The sequence below is a fragment of the Edaphobacter dinghuensis genome (assembly GCF_014640335.1).
In the GTDB taxonomy this organism is placed as follows: Bacteria; Acidobacteriota; Terriglobia; order Terriglobales; family Acidobacteriaceae; genus Edaphobacter; species Edaphobacter dinghuensis.
Genome location: NZ_BMGT01000001.1, coordinates 117237 through 132955, shown reverse-complemented (window position 1 = coordinate 132955; position 15719 = coordinate 117237). Strand labels below are relative to the sequence as shown.

Genomic DNA, 15719 nt, shown 5'->3' with positions numbered 1-15719 from the left:
CCCGATTTAGCCCGTAAAAATTTAGTACTAGGGATGATTTGGCATCTGTACAAACTATAGCGACGCTTGGCCTATACTAAGCACGGCTCACTCAAAGAACATGGATATTCAAGAAGTTGCCAAGCGTGCCAAGGTTTCTACCGCGACCGTCTCGCGCGTGCTGAACGGCTCTCCCAATGTGCGGGAAAAGACCTCGGCCAGAGTTCGGAACGTCATTGCCAAGCTGAATTATGTACCGAATACCCATGCCCGCAGCCTGCGAGTTGGGCGAGCTCGCATGTTCGGCCTGATTGTCTCCGATATTAATAATCCGTTCTTTCCGGAGTTGATCGACGCATTTCAGACGTCGGCTGCCGAGCAGGGAATCGATGTCATCTTCATGCACACTAACTACGATCCGAAACGGCTGGAGAGTTGCATGCGCCGTATGGTGGAGCGCAGTGTCGATGGCATTGCCGTGATGACATCGGAGGTGGAGCAGGCGGCGCTTCAAATAGCTCACGAGCGTGTGCCTCTGGTTTTGATGAATCAACCAGCCTTTGCCGGTGAGCACAGAAACGTGCCGGTTGAGTACTCCACTGGGTTTAGAGAAGCTCTTGAACACTTGCGCTTGTTGGGGCACACCAATATCGGTTTTATCTCAGGTCCGTCGGATTTTAGCTCCGCAAAACGCCGTTATCAGGACTGGGCTACGGCGATGAGACGTTTGAAGCTTTCGGTGCGTAAGGATTGGGTGGTTACCGGCAATATGCGAGTGGATGGCGGGGAATACGCCATGCGGGAGCTTATGTCGCGGGAGACTTGCCCGACAGCGGTGCTGTCAACGAACGACCTGATGGCTTTGGGGGCACTGCAGGCGGTCTCGCACGCAGGACTTCGCGTTCCTCAGGATATTTCGATTATTGGTTTCGATGATCTGCCGATTGCAAGTATGGTTGTGCCACAACTTACAACAATTGAGCTGCCGCGGCGTGAGATTGCTGCTCGCGCGTTTTCAAGTCTGGTGGAAGCGACACGCGGCGGCATCGTAACTGAATGCGACATTGTGCGTACCAAATTAGTCGTGCGGGGATCGACGGGGCTGGTACGGTGTTCCTGATCAAGGTGCAAATAAGAAGGGGCAAGCTATCAGCTTGCCCCTTCTTATTTGGGTATCAGCACTTCGAGATTTAGAACTGGATTGTTCCTCCAATCTGTATCTGTCGGGCGGCATGTTGCGTGCTACCGATCTGGCCGAAGTTCGAAGAAGCTACCCCTGAGCTGGGATTTGCGAACTGGGTATGGTTCCACGCATTAAAGAACTCGCCACGAAGCGTGAATTTTGTCTCCCGGTAGAGAGAAAAGCTCTTGTGCGTGCCGATGTCCCAGTTGTTGATGCCGGGGCCGGTATACGTATCGAAGCCGGAGTCGCCGAAGTATGTTCTAACGCCTGCGGGAAATGTGCCGCCGGGGCCGGTGCGATTGACGGGATCGATATTTGGATCGACAAAGCAGGCACCCTGCGATTCGGTTTGGCCAACGGTCTGGGCTTTGAGCCAGTAGTGTCCATTGGAGCGTATGTTCTTGTTTGCAAGAGCGGCCCTGCCATCGCAGTACATATTGGCGCGGATCTGACCTGGCGACCAGACCGTATTGTTTGGTGCGGTAATCGTAAAGGGATTGCCTTTTTGCATGGTAGCGATGGCGTCGACATCCCACCCACCGATTACGGCGTTGAGCACAGGATTGACCTGATTTCCGAAGTGCCTGCCGCGGCCCACCGGTAGCTCCCATACTGCGCTAAGTACGAGCGACTGCGGAATGTTGGAGGTTGTCATGCCGTAGTCACAAGCGATAAGACAGCTACGACGCTGGTTGAGAGTGCCATTGCTGCCTTCTTGAGAAGCGGCAAGAGCCTTCGACCAGGTGTAGTTGGCCAGGATGCTTAAGCCGTTGGAAAATTGGCGCTGGAACTTAACCAGCAGAGCGTTGTAGTTTCCATAGCCGATGCTATCGACCTCTTGCATGTAAGTATATTTTCCGTTGTAAGGATTGTTGGAGTCTCTGCAGGCGAGCGATTGTGTCTCTGAGCAGTCGAAGGGGTTCCAGTTCAGTGCCAGATGATGAGACTCGTTGCCGATGTAGGCGACGTCCAGTAGATACTTCGATGCGAAGGTGTGCTGGATATCGAGGTTCCATTGTGCTACATAAGGCGAGCGGTATTTCTGGCTCAGGTATTGAATCGGTCCGGTGATTGCGTCGGCTTGGGCTTGCGTAATCTGGCCGACGGTAAAAGATGGCATGGCGTTTGTGCCAAGCACGTAGGTCGGTTGGGGTTGCGAGTTGGCAACGGCGTTGTTGATCGAGATGACCTGGGATACGACCGCATATTGGAAGTTAACTGCTTCTTGTGTCGTGTAATAAAGCCCCCAGCCTGCACGAATCACTGTGTTCTTTAAGGCGCTGGGCTGGTAGCTGAAGCCGATGCGAGGTGCCCAATTAGTCATGGTCATGGGATAGACCGAAGGACTCATCTGCCCGAGAGCAGCGAACGTGGGTTTGCCTGCGACGAAGTCGAAGCCGTGAATCAGATTCTTATCGGGACCGCTCGGATTTGGCGAAGTCGCTCCGTACCAAGAGAGCGCAATGTTGGCGGTAAGGTTGGGCCTGATCTTCCAGGTGTCCTGAATGTAAGGCTGGGCGGTGGTCCATCGCAGGTGCGTGCGGGGCATACCGATGGATTGTGCGTTGGTTAGGTCGCCGAGCAGAAAGTCTGCAAAGGCGCTGCCGGTATTGGCTACCGTGGAGTAGCCGCCGCTTCCATTGGCGGCGAGTTGCGCGGTATAGGTGTCGTTGAAGTTGAAGACACCGCGAGCGTTGGCGTTGGCGCTGGATTGGATGGTACGCAGATAAGCAAGTTCGGCTCCGAACTTGATTTGATGATTTCCATGCAGCCAGTTGAAACCATCGTCGATTTGGTAAACATTGTCGAGATTACCGATAAGCCCTATCGTGGTGCCGAAACCGGAGAAGCCGGTTATGTTGATTCCAGGAACGCCGTTTGGATCAGCTGTCCCCGTGATGTTTAATTTTTGCTGCAATCCATTTGTCTGCAGACCTTCGTCATAGACAGAGTCGCGGATTACGCCCAGGCGCAGCTCGTTCACCTTGTTTGAGCTCAGGCTCCAGTTCCATCCTAGATTGACCAGCTCGGTATCGAGCGGAAAAGCTGTGCCCTGACCTGGAAAGAGCCCGGGATTATTTGCAGGAGAGTTCAACCAATTACCCTGGGCGAAGATCTGATTGCGAGCATCCAGGCTGTAATCGAGTCGGCCCATGAACTGGTCGGAGTTGAGCGTGGTTTTTGGAGTGCCGCTCACGTTGTTTGGCTTGCTCGCAAGGCTTGAACCCGGCAGGTAATAGGCAAGCAGAGTTTTGGCTGCCGGCGTAATACGGTTGTCGGGAATCTTATTTCCTGGGAACTGGCTGCGCGTACCGGTTGCGGGATTGAAGGTTGCGGGATCGTAGATGTTTACGCCTGCTTGCGAGAAGTCGCCACCGAACATCGCAGATGTAGGTGTATATGCATTTACAATTGCAGATTGGTTCTGTCGGTAGCCTTCATAGTTGGCGAAGTAGAATAGCTTGTTCTTAAAAATGGGGCCACCTACATCGAAGCCGAACTGATTCTGATGGTATGGTCCTGGATCGATCGGCAGGCCGGTCTTGGAGTCGATGCTGAAGTAGTTGCGCGATTCCATCTGATTGGTGCGAACAAACTCATATAGCTCGCCATGTATATGATTGGTGCCGCTTTTGGTTACAACGTCGACGATGCCAGGATTCGGTCCCATGTCGGGCATGAAGAAGCCGTAATGAACTTCAAACTGGTCGATTGCACCGACGGAAAGATTGAGTGAGGTATTACCTGCGCGGCTGCCTAATGTCTGAAGTCCGTTGACGACATACATGGTAAAGTCAGGCTGGTTGCCGGCAATGTTAATCGACATGCCTGGATGGCCGGTCTGTGAGACCGAGCTGTTGGCGGCGCCTGAAGTGGGCTGGGTGGCTCCTGACAGCAGGCCTAGCTGGAGGAAGTTTCTGCCGTTGAGTGGAAGCTGTTGCACGCTCTGTGGACCGATTACAGTGCCGAGGTCGTTCGATTCAGTGTCGAGCAGGTTCGATAGCCCGTTTGCTTCGACAACAACGGTAGAGGAGGACGCGGCCACGTTCAATGTTGCATTCTCGGTAGCATGCTGGCCTACGATCACCTTGAACTGCGTAATCTTGTATGAAGCGAAGTTCTCTTTGGACACGTCAACCGAATAGACGCCTGGCTGCACGGTTGGAAAAGAGTAGCTTCCCGATGTATCCGAGACGGCATTGAGCGCAACGCCGGTGGAGGTGTTGGTCAAAATTACGCTGGCACCCTGAATGACAGCTCCCGAGGCATCGGTAACGGTTCCCTGAACAGAAGCGTTTCCGCTCTGGGCTCTTATGCCTGCAGGGAAAATCAAGAGAGGTATGACGAAAAGTAATCTTGCTATTTGCTTCCTAAGATTCATACAGTCCTCCAAATCAAATGATCATTCTCGTAGCGAGTGGTAGATGCAGTGCTCGTTTTATTCATCACACTTTGTAATGGATTACATTAAATCTTCAGGCAGTTTCAAGAAGGTCTGCTCAAAGTGTCTTCATTGAGTCATGAAGGTACAAGCAGATGTAATGCATTACATAAAATAAGTCGAAACTATCTACCGCCTTTCAAGCAACACTTGTCAAGTCAAAATATTTTGGGCTCTTATCGGCACGGATTGCATAGTCGAGCGAACTGGTGGCAACAATCTCGCTAATCATCTTTTCTTGTGCTGATTAGTGCAAGGAAAGATCAGGACGAAGTGGTGAAAAGCTGCATATCGCCCTTTGATTTGGGTAGGTCGCTGAAGCGTGCGATACGAAATTCTGCCCAATAGCCGATCCAGCGAGGGTCTGACTGGAGTGCATCGCCCAGCAGACGGATCAGGTTTTTGCGGATGTTCTGATGGGGCGGACTGTCGATGAGATTGGTCGCATCGACGCTATCGAGATCGTACAGTTCGTCAAACCTCGAGCTACAGTTATAGCTGTAAAGATAGCGGTGGCCATCGTCCATTCGATGTTGAAGGCCACAGGCGAAGTTCACACCGACGTGCCATCCTCCAAAAAAGAGAAGAGTGCGATCTTCGCTTCCTTTTTCGGTATAGAGGTAGGGAACAAGAGAGGTGCCGTCGAACTTTGCCTCTGCCCTAAGGCCTGCAAAATCCAGAAGCGTCTGCGAGACGTCGAGTAATGAGACGGGCGATTCGACGGTAGCGTGTTTTCGAGGCAGACTGTGCGGGGGTTTTATGACAAGAGGGACGCGTAGCACATCGGGATAGAGGTAGACTCCTTTATCGACCATAGCGCGACGGCCATTCATTTCGCCATGATCCGAGATAAAGGTGATCAGCATGTCATCGTAAAGGCCAAGCTCCTTCAGGCGCTTGAGCACCATGCCGATGGTTCGATCCACGATCTCCATCTGAAGGGCATAGGCTATGCGATAGTCCAACAATTGCTTCTCGTCGTAGATGCCCCAATAGCGGCGGTATAGGTCGAGAATTTCAGGTTCGTTAGGAGTACGCTTGAAGTCGCGTTCCTGGGCCGCTTTATAACTTTCGGGCAAGGTCATTACTGCACGCAGTTCGCGTTCTCGTTCTTCAAAGCCAGCGGGAATGGAAAAGGGCTGATGTGGGTCGAAGATATCGAGCTGCAGATACATGGGGTGACGATCCGCTGAACTGTTGTCGACCAGATTGTCGATCGTCTCGATCATCTTTTTGCCGAGATAGTAGCTGTATTGTGCTTCCAGCGGAAACGGCTTGCCGTCCTCCTGCACGATCCACCCTCCGACCGAGTTGCCTGGTGTTGTGCGGTCCTGCATGCGAAATACAATCTCGCGCAGATACTTTTGCGGCTTTACACCTAACGCCCGTTGATACGCAAGGAAGTCATCGTCGTCAAAGACTGGCGGCGACCAGCGGTCCCAGGGCTGATCGTTCTCCCCAAAGGCATCGAGGAACTTTTTTGTGCCGACGTGGCACTTTCCAACCTGCCGGGCAATGTAGCCTGCTGCCTTCAGGTATTCGGGAAAGACGGTATCGTCAGGACGTAGTTCTGTCTCTAGACCTTCTGGAGAGCGCTCGCTATTTCCTTGGATATAGCTGTAACGGCCTGTGAGATAAGACGCACGCGACGGAGAGCATAGAGGCACGGTGCAGAAGGAGTTAGAAAAGAAGGTTCCATCCTGCATAAGAGAACGGATGTTGGGGATATGGATGTGCTGGGAGAGGGGGCGAGATGGATGGTAGAAGTCAGGACTCACCATGTCTGCGCTGATCAGGAGAATGTGCGGCGGCTTATTGTCGTTGGATCGGTAGAAAGGCCCTGCGCCTGTGCGCTCACGAGTAAATTTGAGGGAGCGATCTCTTTGCTGAGCTTGAGACTGTTCGCTGGACAGCAAGCTCTCTCCGATGACGGCACCTGCAGTGAGAGTGAAGAAGTTTCGGCGGTTCATGTGTCCCCGACCTCTGGAGTTTGTAACGAGAACACAGTATAGACTTTCAAAACAAATTGTAAAGGATTACATAAATATGCCTATTTGCAGATTCGAAGAGGAGGGAATATCGACGGTTGTTCTTGACAATCACGGATTCTTCTTAATACCGTGGCATTTATGTAATCCATTACAAGAGGGATGCTCATGTCTGCCTTTTCTTCGATCTGTCGTGCTTTGATGGTGGTTCAGTTTTCTGCGGTGGCTCTTGCGCAGGTGATGCAGGTGAAGCCCATGCCGCAGACGGTTAAGGTGGAGGTGAATCCCTCCGGCAACCTCGGCGTGGTTTCTCCCCATATCTTCGGCAGCTTTCTTGAGCCGATTGATAACTCGATCAACAATGGGGTGATCGCTGAGATTTTGGTGAATGGCAGTCTGGAGTCCGGCCTTTGGAACCACGCGATGTTGGAGCAGCTCTTTCGCGATCAGCCGGAGCTGATCGATTCCAAGAATAGTACAGGCATTCCTATTCCCTGGCAGCCTCTGAACAGGGCCGCCGGCAATCGCTATGAGCTTCATGTGAGAGATGCAGCTAATAGCTGGCAGTCGCTTGAGATCATGGGTACACCTGATGAACTGACTGGCATCAAGCAACGGGTTTACCTTCCTGTGCCGCGAACGTATGGCTACAACGTCTCTTTCTATGCCAAGCATGTGAGCGGTCCCGCGAAGGTAACGGTGTCGCTTCGCTCTCGCGACTCCGAAAAGGTGTTGGCATCTGCTTCGATTGAAGCAACCGCAGGGGAATGGGCGAAATATACCGCTAAGCTTGAGCTAAACCGCGACCAGGTGCGCCGTCTGGAGCCTGTAGATTTTGCCGTATCCGTTGAAGGGGATGAGCGAGTAGACGTCGATCTGATCTCGTTGATGCCTGATGACGCAGTGGGGACCTTCGATCCGGATGTGGTTCGCCTGGCCGACGAGATGCATATGACGGAGTTGCGTCTTGGAGGTAACTTCAGCAGCTACTACCACTGGAGAGACGGTATCGGCCCACTCGACAAGCGTGTAACGATGGAGAACATTGCATGGGGGATTCCTGAGTACAACAACTTCGGTACGGATGAATTTCTCTCCTTTTGCAAGCTGGTTCACGCGGAGCCGCAGTTCAACCTGAATATGGGAAGTGGCACTCCTCAGGAGGCGGTTGACTGGGTGCGTTATATCCGTAACGGCTATCAGGGTCCGATGATTCTGGAGATGGGAAATGAACTTTATGGCAAATGGCAGGTGGGATATCCGACTATTCGTGAGATAGCGCCACGCACGCTCGCGTTTAGCCAAGCGCTCAAGCCTATGTCCAAAGACGCTTTGCTTATGGCGACGGGGGAGACTCCGAATGATTTTGAGAGATGGAATGCTGCACAGCTCTCCAATCCGCCGGGCACCTTCGATCTACTGACGATGCACTTCATCACGGGAACAAATCATGTTCGTCTCCAGCCATACACGCCCGACTTTATGGCGGCTGCCGCGTATGCGGTACCGTATGGGCTTGGCCCAGAACTGGACCGAATGCAGGCCCAGATGGACGCTGTTCCGGGATATAAGGGCAAGGCACACTTTGCGGTAACGGAATGGCTGTTCAATAGCAAAGGACAGGGCGAGCGCAACTTCACCAACGAGAGTCCCAGCTCTCGGAATGAAGGGGGCGCTGTGATGATCGCTTCAACGTTCAACACTTATTTTCGTCACAACAGCCAGGTGAAGCTTGTCGATATGACCGGCCTGATGGAGTTTGCCGGCATATGGAAGCGCCGAGAGCAAGTGTTTGTTTCGCCGTCCTACTACGTGTTTCAGATGTATTCTGCGGCGAAAGGCGACACTGTTCTGCCTGTAACCACCGACTCCGGCACATACAGCGTGAAGAATGGCACATTGGGCTATGCCGATGTAGCGGATGTTCCCTATATTGATGCAGTCGCTACGCGTAACGAAAAGAACCGCACCATCACCCTGTTCATCGTTAACCGTTCGCTGACGAACGATGTGCCGATCGAGATCAACTTGGGAGGTTTTGCGGCTGGAGGTGCAGCCAAGGTAGAGCAGATCTCTGCAGTCTCGCGTTACATGATTAATGATGAGGTTGAGCCGAAGCGAGTGGCTCCGCAGGTTTTCAGTTTGAAGGCCGCTTCGAAGAAGCCACTGAGCATCACTGTTCCGCACGAGAGCGTTACGTCGATCCAGCTACAGGAAAGATGAGTGCTAAGATACACGCCGGCATTACTTAGGTGGTAAGAAGTGCTGATGAAGGAACTGTATTCACATAAGTTCTCGACTTTTTCTGTTGCGGTGCTATGTTTGTTTTCAATTAGTTAGCTCTCTCGTGAGGGAAGCTGGAAGAGCTATTCTGACGCATGCTATAGGTGTTGCTCCCTTTGTAGGGCGGTCTCACTCTAATCAGTACATTGCGATAGGTATGCTCACAGTCTCGCTATAATGGAGACACCCCCACTCAAATGTGGCAGAGCTAGAGTACGAATGAAATCAATGGGTTAGGCAATCCACTAAAGGTGATGCTGCATAATTGTCGGCATTGCTATCCGTAAGACCATTAGGGAAGAGATGACGACAATCCACCAGCATCCTCTTGAAAAGATTCTCGATAGCCGAATCGCCATCATTGATGGGGCGATGGGTACTACGATTCGTACCTATGGCATGAAAGAGGCTGATATCCGTGGCGAGCGGTTCAAGAACTCGACAAAGGATTTGCTGAACAACGGTGACCTCTTCTCCCTGACACAACCGGATATGATCTGCGACATCCACCGACGATTCCTGGAGGCTGGGGCAGACATTATTGAAACGAATACCTTTGGTGCGACGAGCATTACCCAGAGCGAGTTTTTTGTCGACGATCCGCGGGAACATGGTGGCCGGAAGGATCCTGAGTTCTATCAAAAGATTATTGAGGATACCTCTCTCAGTAATCTGGCTTATGAGATCAATGAGCAATCGGCGCGTCAATGCCGCGAATGGGCCGATCGAGTTGGGAATGCGACGGGGCGGCAACGATTCGTTGCGGGAGCGATCGGTCCGATGACCGTATCACTCTCGAACTCGCCCGATGCCGATGACGCGGGTTTTCGTGTGGTCACCTTTGACCAGGTTAAGACTGCCTATACCGAACAAGTACGTGCTCTTATCGCAGGCGGCTCGGATTTACTTCTGGTCGAGACGATCTTTGATTCTCTCAATGCTAAAGCAGCGCTTGTGGCTATCCGCGAAGTCTTTGATCAGGATGGCAAGGAACTGCCTGTGATGATCTCGGCAGCGGTAGGGCGCGGCGGTGAGACGCTGATCTCTGCCCAGACTACGGAGGCTTTTTGGAATGCGGTGAAGCATGTTAAGCCGCTATCGGTGGGCCTCAACTGCTCGCTTGGACCTGATCTGATGTATCCGTTTTTGAGCGAGCTGTCTGAAAAAGCAGATGTGGCGATCTCGGCTTATCCAAATGCTGGTTTGCCGAATCCTCTTTCGGATACAGGTTTCGATCTTGGCCCTGAAGATATGGCTCGTTACCTCGGCGACTTTGCACGGGGCGGTCTGATCAATATTGCAGGAGGCTGCTGTGGCAACACGCCTGAGCATATTGCTGCGATTGCCAAGGCGCTCGAAGGCAAGACCCCACGGGAACTGCGAGTGATACGGTGACCATGGACAGGAATGAGAATGTGAGCACAACTGATACTGCGATTGCGCCGGAGACCAGGCCATTGCGTCTTTCGGGATCGCAGCCTTTTACCCAGCAGCCAGGCGTTTACATCATGATCGGCGAGCGTACAAATGTAGCCGGATCGCCGAAGTTCGCAAAGTTGGTGAAGGAAGGGAAGTACGAGGAAGCAGTCAGTATTGCCAGACAGCAGGTTGAGAATGGCGCGAACGTCATCGATATCTGCATGGACGAAGGCATGATTGACGGCGTTGCTGCAATGACGCGTTTTCTGCAGTTGTTGGCTAGCGAGCCTGAAGTCGCCAAAGTTCCCTTTATGGTGGACTCCTCAAAGTGGGAGGTCATCGAGGCGGGGCTCAAGTGCTTGCAAGGCAAAGGCATTGTGAACTCGATCTCTTTGAAAGAAGGCGAAGAGAAGTTTCGTCAGAACGCTGCGACGGTGCTGAAGTATGGCGCAGCGGTGGTGGTGATGGCCTTCGATGAGAATGGCCAGGCAGCCAGCTATGAAGAAAAGATTCGCATCTGCGAGCGTGCCTACCGAATTCTTGTTGACGATGTTGGTTTTCCACCGGAAGACATTATCTTCGATCCGAACATTCTCACTGTCGCCACAGGCATGGAGGAGCACAACAACTACGCGGTTGATTTTATTAATGCCACGCGCTGGATCAAGGCTAACCTGCCGCATGCGAAGGTCAGCGGGGGCGTCTCGAACATCTCGTTCAGCTTTAGGGGCAATAATAAAGTTCGCGAGGCCATGCACGCGGCGTTTCTTTATCACGCCATTGAAGCGGGCATGGACATGGGCATTGTGAATGCCGGAATGCTCGAGGTATATGAGGAGATTGAGCCCGAGCTAAAGGTCCTAGTCGAAGATGTGCTGCTCAATCGGCGTCCTGATGCTACAGAACGCTTAGTGGAGCACGGCGAAACGCTGAAGCATGTTGGTGCGGCTGTAAGCGAGAAGAAGACTGAAGAGTGGCGCAATGGTTCGGTCGAGGAGCGACTTTCTCACGCACTGGTCAAAGGAATAGACACGTATATCGAGCTTGATGCCGAGGAGGCTCGTGTCAAGCTGGGGCGACCTCTGTTGGTGATCGAAGGCCCCTTGATGGACGGCATGGGTGTAGTGGGTGATCTGTTCGGAGCTGGCAAGATGTTTCTGCCACAGGTGGTCAAGTCTGCGCGCGTGATGAAGAAGGCTGTAGCTCATCTGACGCCTTTTATGGAAGCCGAGAAAGCTGCTCTGGCTGCGTCTGGGCAGGAGGTCAAAGCGCAGGGAAAAGTTCTGCTCGCAACGGTCAAGGGTGACGTTCACGATATTGGCAAAAATATCGTCGGTGTCGTTCTCGCGTGTAATAACTACGAGGTCATCGATATGGGGGTGATGGTTCCCAGTGAAAAAATCCTCGAACGCGCCAAGGCAGAGAATGTTGATTTGATTGGGCTCAGCGGTTTGATTACGCCGTCACTCGATGAGATGGTACATGTGGCTCGAGAGATGGAGCGTCAGGGATTCAAGTTACCACTGCTGATTGGCGGAGCGACTACGACTCGTACCCATACGGCGGTCAAGATTGCGCCGCACTATAGTGAGCCGGTCGTGCACGTGCTGGATGCCAGCCGCGCAGTTCCTGTGACGACTAGTCTTTTGAGTGTGGAAGGTAAGGCAGAGTTTGTCGCGCAACATCGCGCGGAATATGAGTCGCTTCGCAAAGCTCACGCTGCACCCCGCCAGAAGGCTGTTCCTCTTGAGACCGCTCGCGCAAGACGAACTCCGATCGAATGGCGAACTGACGATATAGCCACGCCCGCGTTTACAGGGGTACGTGTGTTGGATAACTTTCCTCTGGCCACGCTGCGTAAGTTCATCGACTGGACGCCAATCTTTCATGCTTGGGGACTGAAAGGCGTTTATCCCCGCATCCTTGAGCATGAGACCCAGGGCGAGCAGGCCCGCCAGATATTTAAAGATGCTAACGCTCTTTTGGATCTCATCATTGAGAATAGCCTTATTGCAGCGCGCGGGGTCTATGGATTCTTTCCTGCCAATGCTGTTGGTGACGACATCGAGTTGTACACCGATGAGACGCGCACAGAGGTGCTAGACCGATTCCACTTCCTTCGTCAGCAGGTAAACAGGGAAGGCAGTGAGCCGTGCCGGTCGCTCGCCGACTTTATTGCACCAAAAGAGACTGGGCTGAAAGATTATATGGGCGGGTTTGCCGTAACCAGTGGAATTGGTCTGAAAGGGCTATGCGACAGATATCGTGCTGAGAACGACGACTATAACGCGATTATGGCGGAAGCTGTCGGTGATCGATTGGCGGAGGCTTTTGCTGAATGTCTGCACAAACGAGTGCGAGATGAGTGGGGCTATGGTTGTGAAGAAAGCCTGTGCAACGAAGATTTTATTGAAGAGAAGTACAGAGGGATCAGGCCAGCCCCAGGCTATCCAGCGTGCCCCGACCATACGGAAAAAGGCACAATATGGCGCTTGCTCGATGTGCAGGCGAATACCGAGATGAAGATTACAGAGTCGTTTGCAATGTGGCCTGGTTCCAGCGTGAGTGGGCTGTACTTCGCACATCCTCAATCGCGATATTTCAGCCTTGGCAAGATCGACCGCGACCAGGTTGCTGATTATCACAAACGTAAAGGGATGAGCGTGGCCGAGGTGGAACGGTGGCTCGGTCCAAATCTGAACTATGATCCTACTGAATAATGCTCAGATATTTGAGTATTAGAATCATGATTCCCTGTTCAGCATGCGGTTAGCCTTCTAGGAAATTTCTGTTAGAACACTCTGGTTGTGAATAAGGCCCTTACTCAGTTATCTACAACATAACTGGGTAAGGGCCGACCAGTATCTGCCTGTAAGTATGTATCCGCTTCAATTCGACAGTGTGCTCGCATTGACACTAAACTCTGTGCAGATTTTCAAGGGCGTAAGAGTGTTCTTGCATGAAGGAGAGTCTTCGACGTGAATTGGTTATGCATGCACAGAGGCGAACGGCTATTGCGAAAGGGATGGTTTATTAGGCAGGTTTCGCTGTTAGCTGGATTTTTTCTTGTTGTTTCTGCGGCTCGGGTGATTGCACAGGAGACCTATACGGCCGATACTGCATTGCAGACACGTTATGCGGCGGTGCATGGACGAGTGGGATTTTTGGGTGGCAATGCTACTGCTGGCCTCGAAGGCTGGGTTTATCCGTTGCAGATCTTCCGCGGACTACAGCTCTCTTTTCATTTTGTCGGAGCTTCGAGCGAGATTGCCTCTGCGCCACTGCTTCGGCACATCGAATACACGCCAACTACGATAGAGCGCACATACGCAGGTGCCGATTTCACGGTGCGGGAGACGCTATTCGTCCCGCAGAATCTTCCGGGAGCAATACTTACCTATGTGGTGGATTCGAAGCGACCGATTCAGATTGCAATACGCTTTGTGCCGGTACTAGACATGATGTGGCCCGTTGCGACGGGCGGGCAGGAGATTCACTGGCTCCCGGATACGAATGCCTATCTGCTGGATGAGCCGACTCAACGCTTTCATGCATTGCTGGGTTCACCTGATACCGTGTTGCATGATGACCTGATTAACACCAATATGCCGTTGACCTCGGAGCACGTGTTACGTATGACTTTGGGCGCTGCGAAGACTGTCCATGTGTTTATGGCTGCGGATACGCATGGCGCAAAGGAGACCCATGACCTCTACGAAAGGCTTATCTCCAATGCTGCAACGCTGGAGGTCGATGCGACGCAACAGCAACGTCAACGAGCCGAAAACGCCATGCGGATTGAAACTCCCTCTGCAGAAGTGAATAAGGCACTTGCGTGGTCGGAGCTCGCACTAGATCAGGCATGGGTTTGCAATCCAACGCTTGGGTGTGGACTTGTCGCCGGCTATGGTCCATCCCGTGGGTTGGCGAGGCGACCGCAATATGCATGGTTCTTTGCCGGGGATGCTCTTACCGCAATGCATGCGCTGCTACTGACAGGAGACTTTGTCCGCGCCAGGGATACGCTGCTCTTTCTAATGCGCTATCAGGATCCGCATAACGGCATGATGTGGCATGAGATGTCGCAAAGTGCAAGCTATGTGAACTGGGCCAGGGATTATCCGTACATGTTTCCGCATGTCGATATTACATTCCAGTTCATCGCGACGCTTGGCGAGTATGCCAGTGCAACCGGCGATACTCAGTTTCTGAAAAATCATTGGAGCAATATAGAGAGTGCTTATCAATATTGTTCTTCGTTGATTGACCCAGCCGACGGACTTCCTAAGGTTCCAGTTGGCAAAGAGGGAAGTGATGAGCAGGAGCATCCTCGGGAAGAACTGGCACTCGCCGTGGCTTGGGTTAGGGCATCAGAGGCGTATGCAAATATCGCTGAACTAACAGGGCACGCAGATCTTGTACAACTTGCGCGAGTGGCCAGCCTTCGCGCAAGTAAAGCCATTCCTGCACATTTCTGGAATGGGCAAAGGAAGTTTTGGAGTTCGGGGATTCTGAAAGATGGGCAGCCGGAAGAAGCCATGCATCTGCCGCCGCCTGCCTCTTTTTTATTGCTCGATCCTTCACAGCAAAAAGAGGTCCTCGATCGTATTGCGAGCCCAAAATTTGAAACCCCATGGGGTACGCGCGGAGTTAGCAGTGCAAGCAAGACCTTCGATCCATCTTCTTATGCCACAGGCAGCGTATGGGCGACGAGCACGGCAACGGCGGCGATAGAGCTATGGCAGGGAGACCGCCCCAATGAGGCGTGGAAGGTGTGGAGCACCCTGCTGCCGTGGTTGAAGCTGGATGCGATGGGGCACATCCATGAGACGCTCTCAGGTTCTTCTTTTCGTCCGCAGATTGAATCGGTGCCCGAGCAGACCTGGTCTTCGTCAATGTTTGTGGCTTCATTTTTGCAGGGTGTGCTTGGAGAACAGCTCGATGCAGTGCAACATCGACTTACTTTAGAACCCAATCTGCCTGCGGAATGGAGCTACCTTTCGGTGCAGCGTCTCCACGTCGGTGACACTACGATGGATGTGACGATTCGCTGCTTCGAAGATCGAATCGAGCTGCAGGTACGCAGCAAAGGGGTTCCTGTTGAGCTAGCCTTCAAGCCAATGCTGCCTGCGGGGGCTAAGTTTACTATGGCGCAAGCGGACCAGCAGCGGGTGATGAATGCGATGCAGCAAGGAAGGGAAAGGGTAAGCATTCCGGTTCTCATCAAACCAGATGGTGAGACGCATGTTGTGAGCGTTGCGTATCAGATTATAAGGTAACGGTTATCCCCTGTGCTTCACGGTGACAACCTGAATCGTCGGGATATGATTACGGAGAGTCTATACAAAGGGCCAGCACCTCTTTAATAATGACCTGACAGTCTCCTTAGTATAGTGTGCAAATCAAATCCGCAGTATAGTCAATA

The 15719-nt window shown here is 52.5% G+C and carries 7 protein-coding genes; 5 read left to right on the top strand and 2 right to left on the bottom strand.

Annotated elements, in window-relative coordinates; all coding sequences use genetic code 11:
• The first annotated feature begins 100 nt into the window (after positions 1-100).
• The gene (locus tag IEW09_RS00445) at positions 101-1099 is read left to right on the top strand and encodes a LacI family DNA-binding transcriptional regulator (RefSeq protein WP_188552216.1); all 999 of its coding nucleotides are present in this window, start codon (positions 101-103) and stop codon (positions 1097-1099) included.
• 70 nt (positions 1100-1169) lie between these two features.
• Here IEW09_RS00445 and IEW09_RS00440 read toward each other — a convergent pair whose 3' ends face one another.
• Both IEW09_RS00440 and IEW09_RS00435 read right to left on the bottom strand, forming a co-directional pair.
• Entirely contained in the window at positions 1170-4496 is a 3327-nt protein-coding gene (locus IEW09_RS00440) for a carboxypeptidase-like regulatory domain-containing protein (RefSeq protein WP_188552215.1), read from the bottom strand.
• A 371-nt stretch (positions 4497-4867) separates the two neighbouring features.
• Positions 4868-6574, bottom strand: a complete 1707-nt coding sequence (locus tag IEW09_RS00435) for a sulfatase-like hydrolase/transferase (protein ID WP_188552214.1) — start codon at positions 6572-6574, stop codon at positions 4868-4870.
• A gap of 186 nt (positions 6575-6760) precedes the next feature.
• On the opposite strand from IEW09_RS00435, the gene IEW09_RS00430 reads away from it, so the two are divergent.
• The 4 genes from IEW09_RS00430 to IEW09_RS00415 all read left to right on the top strand — a co-directional run bounded on the left by IEW09_RS00430 (position 6761) and on the right by IEW09_RS00415 (position 15573).
• A complete protein-coding gene (locus tag IEW09_RS00430) occupies positions 6761-8815 on the top strand; it encodes an alpha-L-arabinofuranosidase C-terminal domain-containing protein (protein ID WP_188552213.1) in 2055 nt (684 codons plus the stop codon).
• A gap of 363 nt (positions 8816-9178) precedes the next feature.
• Complete coding sequence (locus tag IEW09_RS00425; protein WP_188552212.1) at positions 9179-10270, top strand: homocysteine S-methyltransferase family protein; 1092 nt, start codon at positions 9179-9181, stop codon at positions 10268-10270.
• A 20-nt stretch (positions 10271-10290) separates the two neighbouring features.
• Positions 10291-13014: a methionine synthase gene (gene metH, locus IEW09_RS00420; RefSeq protein WP_229738973.1), complete on the top strand. Its 2724-nt coding sequence runs from the start codon at positions 10291-10293 to the stop codon at positions 13012-13014.
• Between the two features lie 258 nt (positions 13015-13272).
• Complete coding sequence (locus IEW09_RS00415; protein WP_188552210.1) at positions 13273-15573, top strand: amylo-alpha-1,6-glucosidase; 2301 nt, start codon at positions 13273-13275, stop codon at positions 15571-15573.
• Positions 15574-15719: the final 146 nt, after the last annotated feature.